Annotated in this window: 16 protein-coding genes; 3 read left to right on the top strand and 13 right to left on the bottom strand. The window is 70.6% G+C overall.

The features are described from left to right. The 5 genes from ACESK8_RS11585 to rsmI form a co-directional block, all read right to left on the bottom strand. On the bottom strand, nucleotides 1–970 hold a 970-nt coding region (locus ACESK8_RS11585), incomplete at its 3' end, for an ABC transporter permease (protein ID WP_372968739.1). Next, nucleotides 967–2,631: an ABC transporter substrate-binding protein gene (locus ACESK8_RS11580; RefSeq protein WP_372968738.1), complete on the bottom strand. Its 1,665-nt coding sequence runs from the start codon at nucleotides 2,629–2,631 to the stop codon at nucleotides 967–969. The genes ACESK8_RS11585 and ACESK8_RS11580, both read right to left, overlap by 4 nt. 134 nt (nucleotides 2,632–2,765) lie before the next feature. Next, nucleotides 2,766–3,881 (bottom strand): LacI family DNA-binding transcriptional regulator, encoded by a 1,116-nt coding sequence (locus tag ACESK8_RS11575; RefSeq protein WP_372968737.1) that lies wholly within the window; start codon nucleotides 3,879–3,881, stop codon nucleotides 2,766–2,768. Between the two features lie 159 nt (nucleotides 3,882–4,040). Next, the gene (locus ACESK8_RS11570) at nucleotides 4,041–4,658 is read right to left on the bottom strand and encodes a class I SAM-dependent methyltransferase (protein WP_372968736.1); all 618 of its coding nucleotides are present in this window, start codon (nucleotides 4,656–4,658) and stop codon (nucleotides 4,041–4,043) included. Further along, on the bottom strand, nucleotides 4,658–5,476 hold the full coding sequence (gene rsmI, locus ACESK8_RS11565) for a 16S rRNA (cytidine(1402)-2'-O)-methyltransferase (RefSeq protein WP_372968735.1): 819 nt from the start codon (nucleotides 5,474–5,476) through the stop codon (nucleotides 4,658–4,660). The genes ACESK8_RS11570 and rsmI overlap by 1 nt, the downstream gene beginning before the upstream one ends. A 75-nt stretch (nucleotides 5,477–5,551) precedes the next feature. Between rsmI and ACESK8_RS11560 the strand changes: the two genes are divergently transcribed. After that, nucleotides 5,552–7,105, top strand: a complete 1,554-nt coding sequence (locus ACESK8_RS11560; RefSeq protein ID WP_372968734.1) for a dolichyl-phosphate-mannose--protein mannosyltransferase — start codon at nucleotides 5,552–5,554, stop codon at nucleotides 7,103–7,105. 4 nt (nucleotides 7,106–7,109) lie between these two features. Here the strand turns inward: ACESK8_RS11560 and ACESK8_RS11555 are convergent, their stop codons facing one another. The 7 genes from ACESK8_RS11555 to ACESK8_RS11525 form a co-directional block, all read right to left on the bottom strand. Beyond that, entirely contained in the window at nucleotides 7,110–7,589 is a 480-nt protein-coding gene (locus ACESK8_RS11555) for an Lrp/AsnC family transcriptional regulator (protein ID WP_372968733.1), read from the bottom strand. A 2-nt stretch (nucleotides 7,590–7,591) separates the two neighbouring features. After that, complete coding sequence (locus tag ACESK8_RS11550; RefSeq protein WP_372968732.1) at nucleotides 7,592–9,001, bottom strand: amino acid permease; 1,410 nt, start codon at nucleotides 8,999–9,001, stop codon at nucleotides 7,592–7,594. Beyond that, complete coding sequence (gene hisC / locus ACESK8_RS11545) at nucleotides 8,998–10,071, bottom strand: histidinol-phosphate transaminase (protein WP_372968731.1); 1,074 nt, start codon at nucleotides 10,069–10,071, stop codon at nucleotides 8,998–9,000. Before hisC ends, ACESK8_RS11550 begins: the two co-directional genes overlap by 4 nt. A 159-nt stretch (nucleotides 10,072–10,230) precedes the next feature. Further along, complete coding sequence (locus ACESK8_RS11540) at nucleotides 10,231–12,042, bottom strand: thioredoxin domain-containing protein (protein ID WP_372968730.1); 1,812 nt, start codon at nucleotides 12,040–12,042, stop codon at nucleotides 10,231–10,233. Between the two features lie 58 nt (nucleotides 12,043–12,100). After that, a complete protein-coding gene (msuE, locus tag ACESK8_RS11535) occupies nucleotides 12,101–12,673 on the bottom strand; it encodes an FMN reductase (RefSeq protein WP_060928547.1) in 573 nt (190 codons plus the stop codon). A 76-nt stretch (nucleotides 12,674–12,749) separates the two neighbouring features. After that, entirely contained in the window at nucleotides 12,750–13,586 is an 837-nt protein-coding gene (locus ACESK8_RS11530) for an aldo/keto reductase (RefSeq protein ID WP_372968729.1), read from the bottom strand. After that, on the bottom strand, nucleotides 13,583–14,782 hold the full coding sequence (locus tag ACESK8_RS11525) for a heparan-alpha-glucosaminide N-acetyltransferase domain-containing protein (protein WP_372968728.1): 1,200 nt from the start codon (nucleotides 14,780–14,782) through the stop codon (nucleotides 13,583–13,585). The genes ACESK8_RS11530 and ACESK8_RS11525 overlap by 4 nt, the downstream gene beginning before the upstream one ends. A 25-nt stretch (nucleotides 14,783–14,807) precedes the next feature. Here ACESK8_RS11525 and hrpA point away from each other — a divergent pair, with 25 nt between their 5' ends. Together hrpA and ACESK8_RS11515 are read left to right on the top strand one after the other, a co-directional pair. Beyond that, nucleotides 14,808–18,686 (top strand): ATP-dependent RNA helicase HrpA, encoded by a 3,879-nt coding sequence (hrpA, locus tag ACESK8_RS11520; protein ID WP_372968727.1) that lies wholly within the window; start codon nucleotides 14,808–14,810, stop codon nucleotides 18,684–18,686. 9 nt (nucleotides 18,687–18,695) lie between these two features. Beyond that, a complete protein-coding gene (locus ACESK8_RS11515) occupies nucleotides 18,696–19,640 on the top strand; it encodes a zinc-binding alcohol dehydrogenase family protein (RefSeq protein WP_372968726.1) in 945 nt (314 codons plus the stop codon). A gap of 5 nt (nucleotides 19,641–19,645) precedes the next feature. Here the strand turns inward: ACESK8_RS11515 and ACESK8_RS11510 are convergent, their stop codons facing one another. After that, nucleotides 19,646–20,776 (bottom strand): LLM class flavin-dependent oxidoreductase, encoded by a 1,131-nt coding sequence (locus tag ACESK8_RS11510; RefSeq protein ID WP_372968725.1) that lies wholly within the window; start codon nucleotides 20,774–20,776, stop codon nucleotides 19,646–19,648. Nucleotides 20,777–20,778 lie beyond the last annotated feature (2 nt).

Here is a 20,778-nt window from a genome sequence, read left to right as displayed (position 1 = left end):
TCCTTGGATCCAGCACGCCGTACAGGATGTCGACGAGGAAGTTGGCGACGAGCACGCTGACGGTGATCATCAGGAAGAGCGCCTGCATGAGCGGGTAGTCCTGCCCGATCACGGCGTTGAAGAGCAGATATCCGATACCGGGATAGCCGAACACCTGCTCCACGAGGATGGATCCGCCGACCACGCCGCCGAGCGTGAGCCCGAAGCCGGTGAGGTTCGGCAGGATCGCGTTTCGTGCGGCATAGCGGAGGGCGATCGTGCGACCGTGCAGGCCGTTCGCCTCTGCGAAGGTCACGTAGTCGTCGCCCAGGGTGTTGATCATCGCGTTGCGCATGCCGATGATCCAGCCGCCGAGCGACGTCAACAGGATCGTGACCGCCGGGAGTACCGCATGCTGCACGAGATCGATGAAGAAGTCCCAGGTGAAGCCCGGCGTTGTCGTCGCCGAATACGCGCCCGTGGTCGGGAACCAGTGCAGCACGTACCCGAAGAAGAACAGCAGCAGCAGTGCGGTCCAGAAGTAGGGGAAGGTGCTGAGGAAGGATCCGGTCAGCGTCGGCAGCGAGTCCAGCCACGTGCCACGACGCCAGGCGGCGGCGGTGCCGATCAGGGTGCCGATCACGAACGCGAGGATCGTGACGATGCCGACGAGGCCGATCGTGTACGGCAGCGCGGTCGAGACCATGCTCGACACGGTCTGCGGGTAGAACGTGTACGAGACGCCGAAGTCGAGTCGTGCGACCTGACCGAGGTAGGCGACGTACTGATCCCAGATCGAGCCGGTCGGCACACCGAGCTGCGCCTCGATCGCGGCGCGCGTCGCATCGGACACCGGGCCGTTCTGCGAGAGCTTGGCGATCGCGGCATCCGCGGGCGAACCCGGCATCAGCCGCGGAAGGAAGAAGTTCAGCGTGATCGCCGCCCACAGCGTGAGCACGAACAGGCCGACCTTCTGCAGGACGTACTTCATCGGTCGTCCTCCTTCACGCGCTCGAGCCGGGTGAAGATGCCCAGCGGTGCCGAGTCGTAGTTCTGCGGAATCATGTACGGGTCCTCCTCCGACGGCCAGCCGGTGAACTTGGCGTCGCTGAACAGGCCCCAGATACCGCCGTAGTACAGCCCGATGACCGGCATCTCCTCGTAGACGATGCCCTGCAGCTCCTGCACGATCTCGCTCTGACGGGCGGGGTCGACCGTCTCGCGGTACTCGGCGAGCAGGGCGTCGGCCTCATCCGAGCGGTACCGCTGGAAGTTGTTCGCGGTCGTCTCGCCGGACGGCACGTAGAACTGGCTGGAGAGCAGGTTGTTGTACGCCTGGTACACGTCGCCGTTGCCCATGCCGCCGATGGCCATCTCGAAGTCGCCGTTGCTGATGGCGCTCTGGTAGCCGGCCGGCTGCGGGAGCTTGAGCGTCACCTTGACGCCGACCTTCGACAGCTGGCTCTGCACGGTCTGCGCGGCGCGGGTCCAGTCCGAGAACCCGTTGGCCGTCGTCAGCGCGAACTCGAGCTGCTCGCCGTCGGCGCCCACGAGCCGATCGCCGTCGAGCGTGTACCCCGCCTCGGCGAAGGCGTCGAGCGCGGCATCCGTGTCCTGCGTGATCATGCCCTGGTCGGGAATGCTCGGGTCCAGGTACTCCTCCTGGTTGGGGAGGATGAGCCCGGTCTGCCCCGCGGGCTTCATGTAGCCCTCGGACGCGGTCTCGGCGATCTCCTCGCGGTCGAGCGAGAGGGCGATGCCTCGGCGCACGTTCACGTCGTCGAACGGCGCGACCTCGAGGTTCGGCATCAGCGCGATGACGCCGCCGGGCGGGAACCACCAGGCGTTGTGCTCGCTGGCCGCACCCCAGGTGCCCTCGACGTCGGAGATGAACGAGTACGCCCAGTCGTAGCCGCGCGTGACCGTGTCGAGCTGCGAGTTCGTCGACGGCAGGATGATGTGCTCGATCTCGATCTTGTCGGCCTGCCAGTAGTCGGGGTTCTTGTCCATCGAGTACTGCTGGTCGTTGTAGTTGCCCAGCACGAACGGGCCGGTGCCGACGGGGTTCTCGTTGCGGAAGGTGCCGGGGTCCTTCACGTCGGCCCACAGATGCTCCGGCACGATCATGGTCTGGCCGAGGATCGGCAGCGAGGGGGCGTCGTCGGTCTGCAGGTGCATGATGACGTCGTTCCCGTCGGTCTCGACGGACTCGAGGTGCTGCCAGGCGCCCTTGATGTCGAGCGAGGGGTTGTCCTTCAGCAGCTGGAAGGTGAACGCCACGTCATCGGGCGTCAGCTTCTCGCCGTCGCTCCACTCGACGTCGTCGCGGATCGTCATCACGATCGTGCGGGCGTCGGGCTGCGACCACTCCGTCGCGAGCCAGGGGTTCTGGGTTCCGTCGAGCGGGTTCACCAGGATCAGCGGCTCGTAGATCCACCGCGACGCCGTGCGCGTGTTCGTCAGATACGGGTTGAAGTTCCGCGTGAAGAACGGGTTCCCCTTGTCCGCATTGATGAGCATCGTGTCGTCGCCGATCGATGGATCGGGCTGCGAACTGATCTGGATGCTGCAACCGCTGAGGACCACGGCTGCTGCCGCCAGTCCCACGATCGCGGCTCTCCGCCAGCGCCGGAGCATGTGCGTCTTCGCCACACTGCCACCTCATGTCGTCTGTGTCATGAAGGGTGTCCCGCGGGTCGGGGCGCCCCGCAGCCGAAGCCGCTCCCGCAATTGTAAGCGCATACATTTTGCGACCGCAACCCCCTCTCAGCGGCGGTGCGGACAGGTCAGAGGTCTCCGGCGGGGCGCTGGGAGCTCTCGCGCACGAGGATCTGCAGCGGCAGCCGCACGGTCATCGGCGCGGCATCCGGTCGTTCCAGGCGGCGGGCGAGGAGCTGGACCGCCGCACGGCCCAGGTCGATCATCGGCTGACGGACCGTGGTGAGCGCGGGCCGCGACAGCGCACCCGCTTCGATCCCGTCGAAGCCGGTGACCCGCACATGGTCCGGGACGCGGATGCCCGCCGAGCGGAACGCGTCGATCGCCCCGAGCGCCATCTGGTCGTTGGCCGCGACCAGCGCCGTCGGAACGCCGCGCTCGATCAGCTCCTCGGCGGCGCGCCTCCCCGACGCCCGGGTGAAGTCGCCGCGCAGCACCGCCACATCTTCGATCGCGACGCCGGCATCCGCGATGGCCGCAGCGAACCCGTCCCAGCGCTGCGCGCCGTCCGGCGAGTCCTCTGGACCTGCGATGAAGGCGAGGGCGCCCTCGTCCGCCTGAGCGAGCACCAGCCTGGTCAGCTCCGCCATCGCCTCCGCGTTGCTCACGGTCACGTGATCGTACGAGTCGCCTCGGGCGGGACCGGACAGGACGACCACCGGGATCCGCCGCGCGAGGCGGGCGAGCACGTCATCCGGCACACTCTGGGCGAGCACCATGAGTCCGTCGACACGACCCGCGATGTCGCGCACGGTCTCGCGGCCCGGATCATCACGACCGACGCCGATCATCAGGACGAAGCCCTGCTTCCAGGCCTCGAGCTCGGCGCCGCGCAGCACCTCGTCGAGGAACAGCATGGTCGGATGCGGAGCCCCGGCGTCCGACGACGCCTGCTCGATCGTGAACGGCGGTCGCTCGGCCCGCCCGTCTGCCAGCACGTCGAGGTCGGGCGCGTCCTCCGAGGCGTCGAATCCGGGGAAGTAGAGTCCGAGCACGCCGGTGCGGCGCTCGGCGAGTCCTCGGGCGCTGCCGCTGGGCACGTAGCCGAGGGCGGTCACCGAGTCGAGCACGCGCTCGCGGGTGGCCGGGCGCACGGCATCCGGCTGCCGCAGCACTCGCGAGACCGTCGCGATCGACACCCCGGCGCGCTCAGCGACGTCGTAGACGGTCGCCTTCCTGGTCACGCTCGCTCCTCCTCCGGTCGCGTGTGCACCAGGCTACCCGTCGGCGCGGCACCGCCTGTGCGCTCCGCACGTCCATGTGCGCCTGCGAAGTCAGGATGCCGCGAGCGCGGACTTGTGAAGCGCAATCGGACTTGCGAGGCGCTCGGGTGCGAGGCGGGTTCAGCGGCGCGCGACCACGGAGCCATGCCGCCGGGTGCTGATCTCGCCGGGTTCGCGGCCACGGGTCTCGGTCGACACGACCTCGAAGCCGGCGTCCGCCAGAACTGCGGCGAGCGCGTCGGCGGACCAGAAGTATGCGGGGGCGACCGCATGGGCGAAGGGCGTGCGCGGCTCGCCGTCGAAGAAGCCGATCAGGAGCGTGCCACCGGGAGCGAGCGCACGGGCGAACTCGCGTAGGACCTCGGGCAGATCGGCCGGCGGCGTGTGGATGAGCGAGTACCAGGCGAGGATGCCGCCGACCGAGCTGTCCTCGAGCGGCAGTCGGCGGAACGTGCCGACGTCGAAGCGCAGGCCGGGATGCCGCTGCCGCGCGTTCGCGATGAACGCGGCCGACAGATCGATGCCCCGAGCCTGGCGTCCGCCGCGGCTGAGGAACTCGGTCCACAGGCCCGGCCCGCACCCGGCATCCAGCAGCTGTCCGTCCGTGCCGTCGCGCCACGCGGCGATGACCTCGGCATCCCGCGGGTCGAGCTGCTCGATCGAGCCGGCCAGCGCGATGTACTCGGCCGCCCTCGCGTCGTACGCGGCGCCGATGCCGTCGTCGGAGCGGCTCGCCATCAGCGGCGAGCCGCGAGCGCCGCCTGATACAGGTCACGCGATGAGAGCCCGGTGGCCGCGGCGACCTCGGCGCACGCGTCCTTCAGGCGCAGACCGGATGCGACCAGGTGCTGCACCTGCGCCAGGGCGTCCTCCGCCGACGCCTCCCGTCGGGGCGCGCCCTCGACGACGACCACGATCTCGCCCTTGACTCCCGCGGAGGCCCACTCGACCAGCTCGGCGGCCGTCCCCCGGCGGACCTCCTCGTAGAACTTCGTCAGCTCGCGGCACACGGCGATGCGTCGATCCTCTCCGAAGGCCGTGCCCATGTCGGCCAGCGACGACGCCAGCCGGGCAGGCGACTCGAAGAAGACCATGGTCCGCGGCTCTGCGGCGAGCGCGCGCAGCGTCGATCGCCGGTCCCCCGGCTTGCGCGGCAGGAAGCCTTCGAACGTGAAGCGATCGGTCGGCAGCCCCGAGATCGACAGCGCCATCAGGACGGCGCTGGGTCCGGGGATCGCCGTCACCGTCACCCCCTGGGCGACGGCCTCGGCGACGAGCCCGTAGCCGGGGTCGCTGATCGCGGGCATCCCCGCATCGCTCACGACGACCACGTCGGTCTCGACGGCGAGGGCGGCGAGCTCGGCGGCCTTCTGCTTCTCGTTGTGGTCGTGCAGGGCGATCAGCCGCGGGCGGTTCGCGATCTGCAGCGCCTGCAGCAGCCGCTGGGTGGTGCGGGTGTCCTCGGCGACGACCACCTCGGCGTTCTCCAGCACCTCGACGAGACGGCGCGAGACGTCCCCCAGATTTCCGATCGGGGTCGCAGCGAGGATGATCACCCGCCCAGCTTAGGCGGGACGGTCGAAGCGGATGCCCGAAGCGGACGGTCGAGGCGGGTTGTCTAGGCTGGACCGGTGACCGCGCCCCTGCCCCTGCTCCCTCCGCCGGAGGAGCGGTCGACGCGCTTCGGGCAGCTGTACGAGCGGATGCTGTCCGACGCCCGATCGCATCGGATGCTGCGCTGGCTCGCGCCGCTGCTCGTGACCGTGCTCGCGGCGGTGCTGCGGCTGGTGAACCTCGGCCACCCGCACCAGCTCGCGTTCGACGAGACCTACTACGTCAAGGACGCGTGGTCGCTGTGGACCCTGGGCTACGAGGGCACCTGGGGCAAGAACGCCAACGAGGCGTTCATCACCCTCCAGCAGCTGCCGCTCTCGGACACGGGCTCGTTCATCGTGCACCCGCCGCTGGGCAAGTGGCTGATCGCGCTGGGCATGGCGATCGGCGGCCCGGACGACACGGTCGGCTGGAGGATCTCGGTGGCGGTGCTCGGCACGGCCACCGTGCTGCTGGTCTACCTGGTGGCGCGTCGTCTGACCCGCTCCATCGCCGTGGCGACGGTGGCAGCCCTGCTGCTCGCCATCGACGGACTCGGCATCGTGATGAGCCGCATCGCCCTGCTCGATGGACCGCTGACGTTCTTCCTGCTGCTGGGCGCGCTGTTCATCCTGTACGACCGGGATCGCACGATCCCGGTCCTCGAGCGCCCTGACCCCGACTCCCCCGACCCGATGTGGGGACCGGTGCTGTGGCGGCGGCCCTGGCTGATCGCCGCGGGCGTCGCGCTCGGCGCCGCCTCCGCCGTGAAGTGGTCGGGGCTCTACGCGCTGGCGGCGTTCGGCCTCTATGTCGTCGTGACGGATGCGCTGGCCAGACGCCGCGCCGGGATCGTCCTGTGGCCCAGCGCCGCGGCGTTCCTGCAGGGACCCGTGTCGTTCGTGCTGCTCGTGTTCCCCGCGCTCGCCACGTACCTCGTCAGCTGGACCGGCTGGCTGGTGACCTCCGGCGGATACGCCCGCGAGGCGGATCCGAACCCGCTGGTCGCGCTGTGGAACTACCACCAGGCGATCCTGAACTTCCATGTCGGACTCAGCAAAGGCCACCCCTATGCGAGCCCGGCCTGGGAGTGGCCGCTGCTGCTGCGGCCGACGGCGGTGTGGGTCGGCACCGACCCCGCACCCTGCGGGGTCGATCACTGCATCGCCGTGATCTCGACGATCCCCAATCCGCTCATCTGGTACGCGGGTGTCGCCGCAGCCGTCTACCTGCTCTACCGCCTGGTGCGCAGCTGGGTCGAGCGGCGGCCGATCGGCCCGTCCCTCACGTTCCCGCTGGTGGGCCTCGCCGCCACCTACGTGCCGTGGCTGCTGTTCCCCGAGCGGACGATCTTCCAGTTCTACACGATCGCGATGGCGCCGTTCCTCGTGATCGGTCTCGCGGTCGTGCTGCAGCAGATCGCCGGTCGACGGGAGGACCCGCTGCATCGACGTCAGTCCGGCGAGCGCACCGTGGCGGTCTTCCTGGCGGTCGTCGTGCTCGTGTCCGCGTTCTTCTATCCGCTGTGGACGGGCATGAGCGTGCCGTACGACTTCTGGCTCCTGCACAACTGGCTGCCCGGCTGGATCTGAGCGCTCAGTCCGCGTCTCCCGCGACATGCTCGACGAGCGGCAGCACCCGACCGGACAGGTGGGTGCGCATCGCGATCGACGAGGCCGTGCGCGCGACGCCCGGCACCAGGGCGACCCGGTCGAGCACCTCCTGCAGCTGGGTCGCATCGCGCGCCACGAGACGCAGCTGCATGTCGCTCGCCCCGGTCACGGTGTGCATGTCGACGATCTCGGGCACCGCATCCGCCAGCGCCATGGCGACCTCGTCGTGACCGACCTTCTGGTCGATCTCGACGAGGCAGAACGCCACGACGCCGTAGCCGAACCCCGCAGGGTCGACGCGGGGCACGATCGCCTCGATGACCCCGCCCTCGTGGAGCCGGGCGAGTCTGCTCGTCGCCGTGCCCCTGGCGATCCCCAGTCGACGCGCGCACTCCAGGATCGGCAGCTGCGGCGATTCGGTGAGGAGTCGGATGAGCTCGGCATCCAGCCGGTCGATGCGCATGCTCAGTCCCTGGTCGCTCCGGAGCGATCCCGCGCGACGCCGGGGCGGGCGACATCACGCGTCAGCCGCGCGACGACCAGCAGCACGGCGGTCAGTCCGATCGTGAGCAGCAGCTGGACGCGGGCGGCCGGGTCGATCATCGCGAGCGCGACGACGCCGAGGAGCAATGCCAGGCACAGCCAGCTCAACCAGGGGAAGCCCCACATGCGCATCGGCATCTCGTCGCCGGCGCGGTCGGCGCGGCGACGCAGGATGATCTGCGACACCGCGGTGGCGGTCCAGATCACGATCAGCGTCGACCCGACGACGTTCAGCAGGGCAGGCAGGACCACGTCCGGGAACGCCCAGTTCAGGCCGACGGTGATGAAGCCGAACGAGACCGAGGCGAGGACGGCGACCATCGGCACGCCCTTCGCGGTGGTGCGCGTCGCGGCGAGCGGTGCGAGGCCGCGCTCGCCGAGCGAGTAGGCCATGCGGGATGCCCCGTAGATGTTCGCGTTCATCGCCGAGAGCAGCGCGATCACGACGATGAGGTCCATCACGAGGCCGACACCGGGCAGATGGAGCGTGTCGAGCACGGCGGAGAACGGCCCGTCCTTGACCGCAGGGTCGTTCCACGGCAGCACGGAGACGATCACGAAGATCGAGCCGACGTAGAAGATCAGGATGCGCACGAGCACCTCGCGCACGATCCGGCGGATGTTGCGCGAGGGGTCGTCGGACTCCGCGGCGGCGATCGCGACGACCTCGGTGCCGCCGAACGCGAACACGACGATGAGGAGCGCGGCGGCGATGCCGGTGAGACCGTTCGGGGCGAAGCCGCCGTTGTCGACCAGGTTGCCGACGCCGGACGCAGGCACCGCAGGGATGAGCCCGAGGATGGCGCAGACACCGACGACGAGGAAGACGATGATCGCGGCGACCTTGATCGCCGCGAACCAGAACTCGAACCGTCCGTAGTTGCGCACGCCGAAGAGGTTCACCGCGGTGAGGGCGACCACGAAGATCAGCACCCAGACCCAGGCGGGGATCCCGGGGACCCAGGCGGAGATGATGCCGCCGGCTCCCGTCGCCTCGGCCGCGATCACGACGACGAGCTGGATCCAGTAGAGCCAGCCGACCGCGCTGCCGGCGCTGCGCCCCATCGCCTTCTGCGCGTACGAGCTGAACGCGCCGGAGCTGGGACGGGCGGCGACCATCTCGGCGAGCATCGCCATGATCAGCACCACGATGCCACCGGCGACGAGGTACGAGATGAGCACGGCGGGTCCGGCGATGCTGATCGCCTGGCCGGATCCGACGAAGAGCCCGGCGCCGATCGCGCCGCCCAGACCCATCATCGAGATCTGTCGACGGGTGAGGCCGGGGTGCAGCCCCTTCGTGGTGGTCGTGGTGGTGGGAACCTCGGTCATGCGCGCGCCTCCTGCAGTGCGGACGGGATCTGGAGCGCGGACTGCACCCGGTCGATGTCCTCCATTGAACCGGATGAGATCCGGATCCCCTCATCGGGGAAGGCCCTGGCGATCACCCCACCGTCGTGGAGGGAGGCGTCGAGGGCGCCCGTGCGCTCGCCCGCCGGGACCCAGACGAAGTTCGCCTGGGAGGGGACGGTCGGCCATCCTGCCTCGGTGAGCAGCCCGTGCAGACGCTCGCGCTGCGCGACCACCTCGTCGATGCGCGTGGCCAGCTCGTCCTCGGCGTCGAGCGACGCGACGGCCGCCGCCTGCGCGAGGTCGGTCACCCCGAAGGGCACCGCGACCTTGCGCTGGCTCTCGGCGACTTCGGTCGGCGCGAGCGCGTACCCGACGCGGAGCCCCGCGAGTCCGTATGCCTTGGAGAACGTGTGCAGCACGGCGACATGCGGATGCCGCCGGAACAGCTCGACACCGGCGCCGAACGAGCCGGTGCGGTCGAAGTGCACGTACGCCTCGTCGATCACGACGAGCACGTCATGCGGCACGGCGGCCACGAACGCCTCCAGAGCCTCCGCCGTCACGACGGTGCCCGTCGGGTTGTTGGGATTGCACACGAAGATGAGCCGGGTGCGCGGTGTGATCGCGGCGAGCATGGCATCCAGATCGTGCGTGTGGTGCTCATCCAGCGGCACCGCCACCGGTGTCGCGCCGGCGATGCGCACGAGAGACGGATAGGCCTCGAAGGATCGCCACGCGAACATCACCTCATCGCCGGGGCCGGCCACCGCGTGGATGAGCTGGGCGGCGAGCTCCACCGACCCTGCACCCACGGTGACCGCGGCGGGGTCGACGTCGTAGCGCTCGGCGAGGCGGCCCCGCAGGGCGGCGGCGCTCATGTCGGGATAGCGGTGCATCGTGCCGAGACGCTGCTGCACGGCCTCGACGACGGACGGCAGGGGCGGATGCGGCGACTCGTTGGAGGAGAGCTTGGAAGCACCGGCGGGCGCCGAGCGGCCCTGGCGGTAGGCGGGCACGGCCTCGAGCCCCGGGCGGGAGGGAAGGGTCATCGTCTGAGCGTCCTTGCTGAGATGCGGTGGCGGCCGGGCGGCCTGCCGTCGCGCAACACTAGAACGGATGCCGGGGGTTGGGCAATCGGTGCAGCATACGGTGCGCAACGCGCGCAGTCCGTCGGGTGGAATGCCTCCAAGGCTGAGCAGACTGCACACTCACCGTTCGGCAGACAGCAGAGCCGGATCGTCGACGGGGAGCCGGCACACGAAGGAGCGGCAGTCGTAGGCGAGCCCGCCCTCGGGTGTCGCCGCACCGCCCTTGCCCTCGAACAGCTCGAAGCCCGCGTCGGCGAACGACCGGGCCTGTGCGGGAGTCACGATCGCGACAACGTCGGCGTCGCTCGCCCTGGCTGCGGCGGCGAGTGCGAGGGACGGCAGCTCCGTAACGACCACGATCTGCCGCGGCGGATCGGCCAGCCCCGCCGCGACCCGCAGCAGGCTCCCGTGCGCGAACGGCTGACCGACGGCCTGTGTCGCGTGCGCGCGCACCCCGTCAGCGGCGGCCTCGCGATACCTCTCGCCCGCGCCGAGGCGCCAGGCCGTCAGAGCGGCCGAGGCGACGGCCGCGGCACCCGAGGGCAGGTCGCCGTCGGTCTGGTCAGGGGCCGCGGCGATGCCGTGCGCGGTCAGCAGCGGATCGGAGTCCACTCCGGCCAGAGCCGCGTCCAGGAGCTCACGGCCGCGGACGGCCCATCGGGAATCGCCCGTGGCCAGCGCGAGCCCGAGCAGCCCCTCGGCGAGGAGCGCGACGTCCGCGGTGGTCGCGACGGCGGCCGACGCGACACCGTCCAGCGACGCCCGCACCAGAGCGCCGTGCTCGTCGGTGTTGACCTGCAGCACGTGCTCGGCCGCGGCAGCGGCCGCATCGATCCAGGCGGGCTCGTCCAGTACCGCGCCGGCCCTGGCGAGCGCTCCGACGGCGAGGCCGTTCCACCCCGTGATCACCTTGCCGTCCACCGCCGGGGGCTCGAGCGCGTCCCGCTCGGCGACGGGGCGCCGGTAGTACCCGCCCTCGCTGCGCTCGCCGTCGATCCACGACTCCGAATCCTGCGCGGCGCCGAATCCCCCGCCCTCACGGCGGAGCACGTCGAGCAGGAAGGAGGCGATGCCGCGCGCCGTCGGCCCATCCCCCGCGTCGAGCGCGACGGAGAGCAGCTGCGCGTTGTCGGTCAGCATCCGCTCGTAGTGCGGCACGCTCCAATCCTGCTGCGTGGCGTAGCGGAAGAACCCGCCATCGGCATCGCGGAGCTCGGATCCGACCATCGCGGCGAGCGCCCGTGCGGCAGCGGCCGCGGCATCCGGCGCCTCCCGGCGCACCAGCGGGGACTGCAGGAACCCCAGGGTGGTCGCGACGGGGAACTTCGGGGCGCCCCCGAATCCGCCATACTGCGTGTCCTCCCGCGCGGCGATCGACAGAGCGGCAGCGGCGATCGCCCCGGTATCCGGCAGATCGGACGGCGTCGAGGCCGCGGCCCGCGCGAGCGCGTCGGTGACGGCATCCGCCGACTCCTCCGCCTGCGCGCGGCGCTGCGTCCACGCCTCGTTCACCGCCGCGAGCACGTCACGGAACGCGGGCATCAGGGGTCGCGCCTGCGGCGGCCAGTACGTGCCGGCGTAGAACGTCCGCCCCCGCGGGGTGGTGAACACGGTGAGCGGCCAGCCGAGGTTCTGCGTGAAGGCCGAGGCCGCCGCCATGTAGGCGCCGTCGACGTCGGGATGCTCCTCCCTGTCGACCTTGACCGCCACGAAGTCCCGGTTGATCAGCGCCGCGGTCTCAGGGTCGGCGAACGACTCCCTGGCCATCACGTGGCACCAGTGACAGGTCGAGTAGCCGATCGAGATGAGCAGCGGCACGTCACGACGCTGCGCCTCCGCGAAGGCCTCCGGCCCCCACGGGTACCAGTCGACCGGGTTGTCGGCGTGCGCCCGGAGATACGGGCTGAGCGTGTCGGCGAGCCGGTTCGTCATACAACCACGCTACGCCGCTCCCGCACGGCGGGGCCAGGGGCGCAGCGAGGTGCGAAGGTCAGGAGACGAGCAGCTGCTCGGCAGGGCGCGAGGCCGTGTAGCCGACGAGCGGCAGAGCGCGCTCCGCCGCGAGCGAGATGCGGGCATGCAGCACGTCGGAGGCGATGACGTACCCGTCGAAGTCGGTGTCGCTGGCATACACGCCGAGCGGCAGCGTCAGGGCCTGGAAGAAGGAGAACAGCGGACGCAGCTGGTGCTCGATGATGAGCGCGTGCCGCTCCCCGCCCCCGGTCGCCGCCAGCAGCACCGGCTTGCCGACCAGCTCGTACTGACCGACGAAGTCGAACAGGTGCTTGAAGAGCCCGGTGAAGGATGCCCGGTAGACGGGACTGCCGACGATCAGCAGATCCGCGCTCTCGATCGCGACGAGCTTCTCCTCGACTCGCGCCGGCAGCTGGTCGCGGCGCAGTGCGCCGGCCAGCGACGGCCCGATGTCGGTGAGCTCGATGACCTCGATCTCGACCTCGGCGCGTTCGGCCACGGCACCGGCGATCGCACGGACCAGGGCCGTGGTCTTGCTGGGTTCGTGCAGCGAGCCGGACACGGCGACGACGCGGTAGGGAGCTGTCATGCGGTCGACGCTACTCACGACGACGCCCCGTGTCGCGGGTGGCGACACGGGGCGTCATCTGTCGAAACGGAACGCCTCAGTTCACATCGTCCGGGTGCGATCCGACCCGGCCGGTGCCGTCCTGGGGGTCGAGCGCATCGATCGCGGCGACTTCGGCGTCGGTCAGCTCGAACCCGAACACGTCGAGGTTCTCGCGCAGACGCTCGGCGCGCACCGACTTCGGGAACACGATGAAGCCCCGCTGCAGGTGCCAGCGCAGCACGGCCTGGGCCGGGGTGACCCCGTGGGCCTGGGCGGCCTCGGCGACCGCCGGCGTGCCGAAGAGGTCGTACTTGCCCTGGCCGAGCGGGCCCCACGACTCGATGCGGATGCCGTGCGCGGTGGCCCAGTCGACGACGTCGCGCTGCTGGTAGGCGGGGTGCAGCTCGATCTGGTTGACGGCCGGTGTCACTCCGGTCTCGTTCACGACGCGCTCGAGGTGCGGCACCAGGAAGTTCGACACGCCGATGCTGCGGGTCAGACCGGCGTCGCGCAGCTCGATGAGCTTCGCGAACGCGTGCACGTAGTCGTCCTTCGCGGGGGTCGGCCAGTGCACGAGGTAGAGGTCGACCGCGTCGAGTCCGAGCTTGTCGAGGCTCTCGCCGATCGCCGCGCGCGGCTCCTCGCCGTGGTGGCGGTCGTTCCAGAGCTTGGTCGTGACGAACAGCTCGTCACGCGGGATGCCGGAGGCGGCGATCGCCGCGCCGACGCCCTCTTCGTTGCCGTAGATGGCGGCCGTGTCGATGTGGCGGTAGCCGATCTCGAGCGCCTCGCTCACGGCGCGCTCGGTCTCGTCGGCCGGCACCTTGAACACCCCGTAGCCGAGCTGCGGGATGGAGTGGCCGTCGTTCAGTTCGAGTGCAGGAATCGTCATGACTCCACCCTACGACCTGTGATGACAGGCGTGCCTGAGGGGACCGCCGCCATCGCCGCAGCAGCCTTGCCTACGAGCCGTTCGAGCGGACCACGCCCCCACAGGATCGACCAGAGGGTGGTGACCACGAGCAGACAGATCGCCGTCGCCGCCCAGAACGCGTTGCTGGAGAAGAAGCCTCCCGGCCCGCCGACGAGGGCGACGGAGAGCACGTGCGCGCTGTATGCCGACAGCGGCATGGACCCGAGGGCGCCCAGCGGCAGCAGCACGATGCGCAGCGGTCCGCTCGCCAGGATGCACAGCGCGATCACCGCGAGCGCGAATCCGCCGGAGCCGAGGATCTCGGCCGTTCCGCCGGAATGCGGATCCACGCCGAAGATCGCGCGGAGCACGGCGCCGCCCGGATCCGCGGCGACGACCGCCTGCGGATAGGTCTCCCATCCCGAGGCGGATCCCGAACCGGCCTCGAAGGACGACGAGTCGACAGCGCCGAAGATGCCGGACACCGCGCCGATCAGCCCGAGCCCGTAGCCGACGATCATGAGGCCGACCCCCGCCCCGAAGGCGATCGCCGCCGTCTCGAGCCGTTCCACCCGCAGACGTCCCAGCGCCATGCCCGCGAACACGAACGCGAGCCAGGCCGTGATCGGGTACGAGCCGTAGAGCACCAGACTCACTCCCGCGCCGTACGGATTGAGCGTGAGCACGGCCAGGAGCGCGAGCACCACAGGCCCCGCGAGGGCGAGCACGCCGGCCGCGATCAGCAGCTTCCACGGCTGCCACCGCAGGAACGGGATGACGGCGACGTAGAGCAGGCCGTACAGGGTCAGGATCACCGCGATCGGGGTGTTCAGCATCTCGAGCGCCAGCCCGATCACGAAGATCACGGCTCCTCGTCCCACCAGCTGCAGGCGGATGCTCGGCATCCGCTCGGGGTCGGGCAGGGAGCTGCGCCCCGTCATCAGCGCGATCGAGACCCCGGCGAGCACGGCGAACAGGATCGACGAGCGACCGTGCACGAGGTCGGTCCAGGTCGACAGGTCGAGCGGGTCGAACGCCACGGTCTCCCCGATGTGCGCGCCGGCCATGCCGAGGATCGCGAGCCCCCTGGCGACATCGAGACCGAGGATGCGGGGCGCGCGCCCGAACTCGTGCAGCCACCGCGATGCGGGAGGGACCTTCGACACAGTGCTCACGGATGAATCGTACGATGGGAGTTCTATGTCCTCCCCCGTGATCTTCTATCCTCCCGAGCTGCCCGTCAGCGCCGCCAGGGACGAGATCGCCGACGCCATCCGCGACCACCAGGTCGTCATCGTCGCCGGCGCCACGGGCTCGGGCAAGACGACGCAGCTGCCGAAGATCTGCCTCGACCTCGGGCGTGAGCGCATCGCGCACACGCAGCCGCGACGTCTCGCCGCGCGGACGATCGCGGAGCGCGTCGCGGAGGAGCTGCAGGTCGAGCTCGGCGGCGTCGTCGGCTACAAGGTGCGCTTCACCGACAAGGTGTCGGACGACACGCGCATCGCGCTGATGACCGACGGCATCCTGCTGAACGAGATCCACCGCGACCGGCTGCTGCGGCGGTACGACACGATCATCATCGACGAGGCGCACGAGCGCTCCCTCAACGTCGACTTCCTGCTCGGCTACCTCGTGCGCATCCTGCCAGAGCGCCCCGACCTCAAGGTCATCATCACCTCGGCGACGATCGATCCCGAGAGCTTCGCCCGCCACTTCGCGACAGCGGAGGGCGTGCCGGCTCCGGTCATCGAGGTGTCCGGCCGCACCTTCCCCGTCGAGATCCGCTACCGGGCGCAGACGGAGGAGACGGAGGAGTCCGACGAGGTCACCGCGATCGTCGCGGCCCTCCGCGAACTCGACCGCGAGGACCCGGGCGACGTGCTCGTGTTCCTCCCCGGCGAGGCCGAGATCAGGGACGCCGCGGATGCCGTGCGCGGCGCGTACTCGAAGGACCGCTCCCCCACCGAGGTGCTGCCGCTGTACGGCCGCCTGTCGGCCGCGGAGCAGCACCGCGTGTTCGAGAAGAGCCGCGTCGCCGGGGTGCGGCGCCGGGTCGTGCTCGCCACGAACGTCGCCGAGACCAGCCTCACCGTTCCCGGCATCCGCTATGTCATCGACACCGGCACCGCGCGCATCTCGCGCTACAGCAACCGCTCCAAGGTGCAGCGGCTGCCGATCGAGGCGATCTCCCAGGCGTCCGCGAACCAGCGCTCCGGTCGCGCAGGGCGCACCAGCGACGGCATCGCGATCCGCCTGTACAGCGAGGAGGACTTCGACAGCCGCGCGGAGTTCACCGAGCCCGAGATCCTGCGCACGTCGCTCGCCTCCGTCATCCTGCAGATGCTGTCGCTCGGCTTCGGCGACATCACCGCCTTCCCGTTCCTCACCCCGCCGGACTCCCGGGGAGTCAAGGCCGCGGTCGATCTGCTCACCGAGCTCGGCGCCGTCACCGGCAGCGGGGACACCCCGCGCCTGACGCGCATCGGTCGTGACATCTCGCGCATCCCGATCGACCCCCGCTTCGCCCGCATGCTGATCGAGGCAGGGCGCCCCAGCGGCACCGACGTCACCCGGGACGTGCTCGCGATCGTCGCCGGCATGTCGATCCAGGACGTGCGCGAGCGACCGTCGCAGGAGGCGCCGCAGAGCGTGCGCGACGAGGCCGATCGGATGCACGCGCGCTTCGCCGACCCGACGAGCGACTTCCTCTCGATCCTCAACCTGTGGAACCACCTCAGGGAGCAGCAGCGCGAGCTCGGATCCAGCGCGTTCCGCCGCCTCTGCCGGTCGGAGCACCTCAACTACGTGCGGGTGCGGGAGTGGTTCGACGTGCACCGCCAGCTGCGGTCACTCGTGAAGGACAAGGACTCCTCCCCCTCGGGCACGGCCGATCCCGACGCGATCCACCGCGCGCTGCTGGCCGGCCTCCTGTCGCAGATCGGCATCCTCGACGAACGGAACACCGGCAAGGGACTCGATCCCAAGAAGCGGAGGATGGCGGAGTACCGGGGCGCCCGGGGCATCCGCTTCTCGATCTTCCCGGGCTCGGCGCTGCGTAAGAAGGCCCCGCAGGCCGTGATGGCCGCCGAGATCGTGGAGACCTCGCGCACCTACGCCCGCACCGTCGCCGCGATCGACCCGGCCTGGGCCGAGGCGCTCGCCGGTGACCTCGCCAAGCGCCAGGTCACCGAGCCGCACTGGTCGAAGGATGCCGGCGCCGCCGTCGCCTACGAGAAGGTGACGCTGTTCGGGGTGGAGATCATCCCGCGCCGACGCGTCCAGTTCGCCCGCATCGACCGGCCCGCATCACGCGAGATGTTCGTGCGGCACGCGCTCGTGGAGGGCGAGTGGGACCCGACGCGCATCGACAAGCGGGTCAGCGCGTTCTGGCGCAGCAACGCCGAACTGCGCAAGCGCCTCGAGAAGCTCGAGGAGCGCGAGCGCCGTCGCGACATCCTCGCGGGCGACGAGGCCGTGTTCCGGTTCTACGACGAGCGGATCCCGTCGGACGTCTTCGACGTGCGCTCGTTCGAGAAGTGGTGGCGCGAGGCGCTGGCCGCCACCCCGAAGATGCTCGTGATGCGCGAGGCCGACCTGCTCGACGACGAGGGCAGGGCCGATCAGAGCGAGTTCCCCACGCGCTGGACGCAGGGCGACCAGGTGCTGGGACTCGCCTACCGCTTCGAGCCGGGTGCCGCGGACGACGGGGTCAGCGTCGTGATCCCCCTCCCGCTGCTCGCCCAGATCGAGGACAGGGGCTTCGACTGGCAGGTGCCCGGCCTCCGCGCCGAACTCGTCACCGGACTGCTGCGCGCGCTGCCCAAGGCGATCAGGCGGCACGTGGTGCCCGCAGCCGACTGGGCGGACAGGTTCGGGGCAGAGCTCGCGGGAGACGGTCCCGAGTCCCACGGCGGCCTCCCCGCCCGCATCCTCAAGGAGGCGCTCGCCCGCCTCATCCAGCCGCTCGCGAACCAGCTCGTCTCCGCCGCGGACTTCGAGGACGAGCGGGTGCCCGCGCACCTGCGCATGAACTTCCGCGCCGTCGACGAGCGCGGGCGGGTCGCGGGATCGAACCGCGACCTCAGCGCGCTGCAGGCCGAGCTCGCCGACCGTGCCCGCAGCAGCGTCGCCCGGTCGATCGCCGCCCCGCCCCGCCGCCCCGGCCCCTCGAAGGGACCGCAGCCCGCAGCCGTCGCGACCTCGATCGAACGCGACGGCCTCACCGCCTGGACCTTCGGAGACCTGCCCGAGGTGCTCGACACCCGCGTGGCCGGCGGTGTGGTGCGCGGGTACCCGGCGATCGTCGATCAGGGCAAGACCGTCTCGGTGCGCGTCGAGGCCACCGCAGAGGCCGCCCTCGTCGCCACGCGTGCCGGCGTGCGCCGCCTCGTGCTGCTCGGCGTGCCGTCGCCGTCGTCGTACGTGCAGGAGCACCTGACGAGTCAGGAGAAGCTGGCGCTCGCCGCCTCCCCCTACCAGTCGGCCGCCGCGCTGATCGAGGACTGCCGCGCCGCCGTGGTGCAGAACCTCATCGACCGCGCGGTCGCCGGTGGCATCGTGCGCACCGAGGCCGAGTTCGCGCGGGTGCGGGATGCCGTGTCGGCGGCGCTCGTGGACCAGCTGTTCGCCTGCGTGTCGCTGGTCGCCCGCATCCTCACCCAGTCCAGGGCCGTGGAACGCGGCATCAAGTCGCAGAACTCGCTCGCACTGCTCGGGCCGCTGAACGACATCCGCACGCAGCTCTCAGGTCTCCTGCACCCCGGCTTCGTGTCGGCGGCGGGTGTCGACCGTCTCGCGCACTTCCCTCGGTATCTCGAGGCGATGCTGGATCGACTGAAGGTGCTCGGCAACGAGCCGGGCAAGGACCGCACGCGCATGAGCGAGTTCGAGCGGATGGCGAAGGCCTTCGAAGAGGCAGGCGGCACCATCCCCCTCGCTCCCGACGCCTCCGCCGCCCTCATCGAGACGCGCTGGCTGCTCGAGGAGTACCGGGTCAGCGTGTTCGCGCAGCGTCTGGGCACCGCGCAGCCGGTCTCGCCGCAGCGGATCATGAAGGTGCTGGCTGCGCGGGGGTAGCCTGAATCCATGGCTCGCGCGATCGTCTACACAGAGTTCGGTTCCCCTGACGTCCTGCATCTGATCGAGACGCCCGACCCCATCGCCCTGAGCGGCGAAGCGGTGGTGCGCATCGAGGCGGCGGGGGTGAATCCGATCGACGCCAAGCTGCGTGCAGCGAAGCGCCCCTCCCCGCCGATCACCGAGCCGCGCGCCGTGGGCTTCGACGGCGCGGGCGTGATCGAGTCGCTCGCGGACGACGTCACGCAGTTCGCGGTCGGCGACCGAGTGGCCATCCGCGACACGGTCGGCACCTACTCGAATCTGCTGTCGGTGCCGGTCGAGAAGCTCGTCGCGCTGCCCGACTCGGTCACCGCTGCGGAGGGTGCCGGCATCGGCATCCCCGCCGGCACCGCGTACCAGGCCCTGCGCTCCCTCGGCGTCACCGAGGGAGACGTGCTGCTCGTGCACGGCGGCTCCGGTTCCGTCGGTCAGGCCGCCGTGCAGTTCGCGGTCGCGTGGGGTGCGTCCGTGATCGCCACCGCGAGCCCGGCCCGTCACGACCAGCTGCGCGAACTCGGCGCCACACCCGTCGCCTACGGCGATGGTCTCCTCGACCGTCTGCGCGAAGCGGCCCCCGGCGGCGTCACGGTCGCCCTGGACTGCGCCGGCACCGACGAGGCCATCGAGGCCTCCCTCGAGCTCGTCGCCGATCGCGACCGCATCGCCACGATCGTCCGCGGACCCGATGCCGCCTCGTTCGGCATCCGCGCGTTCTCGGGCGGATCGCCCGAGCCCCTCAGCGAGCAGGAGCTCGCCTGGCGGGCCGAGGCGCTGGCCGCGACGGTCCAGCTGCTGGCCTCCGGCGACTTCACGATCGAGCTCGGACCGGAGCTGCCTCTCGCCGAGGCGGCGCGGGCCCACGAGCTCGTGGAGTCCGGAGACGCCTCGGGCAAGATCGTCCTCGTCCCGTAACGGGATCAGGCCACGCGTTCCTCGTTCAGCACGGCGCCGGCTTCGTCGCGGAGTCGGGCTCCCTCGCGGAGCGCCGGCACGAGCTCGGCACCCCAGTCGCGCACATCGCCGAGAGGATCGAACCCGCGGATGAGGAAGCGCGTCACGCCCAGGTCGTAGTACTTCAGCAGCGCCTCGGCGACCTGAGCGGGGGTCCCGACCGGCGCGGTCGAGTTGCCGGACGGCCCGGTGAGGCGGGTGATCCCGAGCCAGAGCCGCTCGTCGTGCACGTCGCCGCGCCGGGCGGCCTGCTGCAGCCTGTCGGCCGACACCGGAGCCTGCTCGCGCTCCGCCGGTCGGGCGAACGTCAGAGTGTCACCGGACGCACGGCTGTTGATCACGGCCTCGGTCTCGGCGTAGATGCGCTCGGCCTTCTCCCAGGCCTCGGATTCGGTGGCCCCGATGATCGGCCGGGTCGACAGGCTGAACTCCACCGTGCGGCCCGCCTTCGCTGCCGCGGCCCGGATCGTGCGGATGTTCTCCGCGACGTCGGCGAGCGGCTCCCCGAAGAGCATGTACACGTCGGCACCGCGGGCCCCCACCTCCACAGCGCCCTCGGACAGGCCGCCGAAGAACACCGGGATCCCCGCATCCGTCGCGGGCTTCACCGCCGAGAACGCGCCCTCGACGCGGTAGAAGTCGCCGTGATAGTCGAACGGCTCGTCCGAGGTGAGAGTCCGTCGGAGCACCTCGATGAACTCGCCGGTGCGCCGATAGCGGTCGGACTTGTCGCTGAAGTCGCCGTCCCTGCGCTGATCGGCCTCGCTGCCTCCGCTGATGTGGTGGATCGCCACCCTGCCTCCACCGGTGAGGTGATCGAGGGTCGCGAGCTTGCGTGCCACGACCGTCGGCGCGACGAATCCCGGCCGGTGCGCGATGAGCACCTTCAGCCGCTCGGTCGCGTGCAGCGCCGCAGCGGCGACCGCGAATCCGTCCGGCGAGCTCGCGCTGTAGCCGATCAGGACGCGGTCGAAACCCGCCTCCTCGTGCGCGCGGGAGAACTCGCGCACGTACCCCGCGTCGACGACGGGGCCGTCGACGGCTCTCGCCTCGGATCCTGCGGTCGTGGCGATCATTCCGAGCAGTTCGATGGGCATGG

Source organism: Microbacterium sp., from assembly GCF_041641055.1.
GTDB lineage: Bacteria > Actinomycetota > Actinomycetes > Actinomycetales > Microbacteriaceae > Microbacterium.
The sequence above is the reverse complement of the archived record's forward strand: the minus strand, read 5'-3'. Positions and strand labels throughout refer to the sequence as shown.

What these genes read in the sequence shown, in the direction of transcription:
- ACESK8_RS11515 (WP_372968726.1), top strand. Translation starts at nt 18,696, where the DNA reads ATGGCTCGCGCGATCGTCTACACAGAGTTCGGTTCCCCTGACGTCCTG.
- ACESK8_RS11550 (WP_372968732.1), bottom strand. Translation starts at nt 9,001, where the DNA reads ATGACCGAGGTTCCCACCACCACGACCACCACGAAGGGGCTGCACCCC.
- ACESK8_RS11530 (WP_372968729.1), bottom strand. Translation starts at nt 13,586, where the DNA reads ATGACGATTCCTGCACTCGAACTGAACGACGGCCACTCCATCCCGCAG.
- hisC (WP_372968731.1), bottom strand. Translation starts at nt 10,071, where the DNA reads ATGACCCTTCCCTCCCGCCCGGGGCTCGAGGCCGTGCCCGCCTACCGC.
- hrpA (WP_372968727.1), top strand. Translation starts at nt 14,808, where the DNA reads ATGTCCTCCCCCGTGATCTTCTATCCTCCCGAGCTGCCCGTCAGCGCC.
- ACESK8_RS11555 (WP_372968733.1), bottom strand. Translation starts at nt 7,589, where the DNA reads ATGCGCATCGACCGGCTGGATGCCGAGCTCATCCGACTCCTCACCGAA.
- ACESK8_RS11540 (WP_372968730.1), bottom strand. Translation starts at nt 12,042, where the DNA reads ATGACGAACCGGCTCGCCGACACGCTCAGCCCGTATCTCCGGGCGCAC.
- ACESK8_RS11570 (WP_372968736.1), bottom strand. Translation starts at nt 4,658, where the DNA reads ATGGCGAGCCGCTCCGACGACGGCATCGGCGCCGCGTACGACGCGAGG.
- ACESK8_RS11510 (WP_372968725.1), bottom strand. Translation starts at nt 20,776, where the DNA reads ATGCCCATCGAACTGCTCGGAATGATCGCCACGACCGCAGGATCCGAG.
- msuE (WP_060928547.1), bottom strand. Translation starts at nt 12,673, where the DNA reads ATGACAGCTCCCTACCGCGTCGTCGCCGTGTCCGGCTCGCTGCACGAA.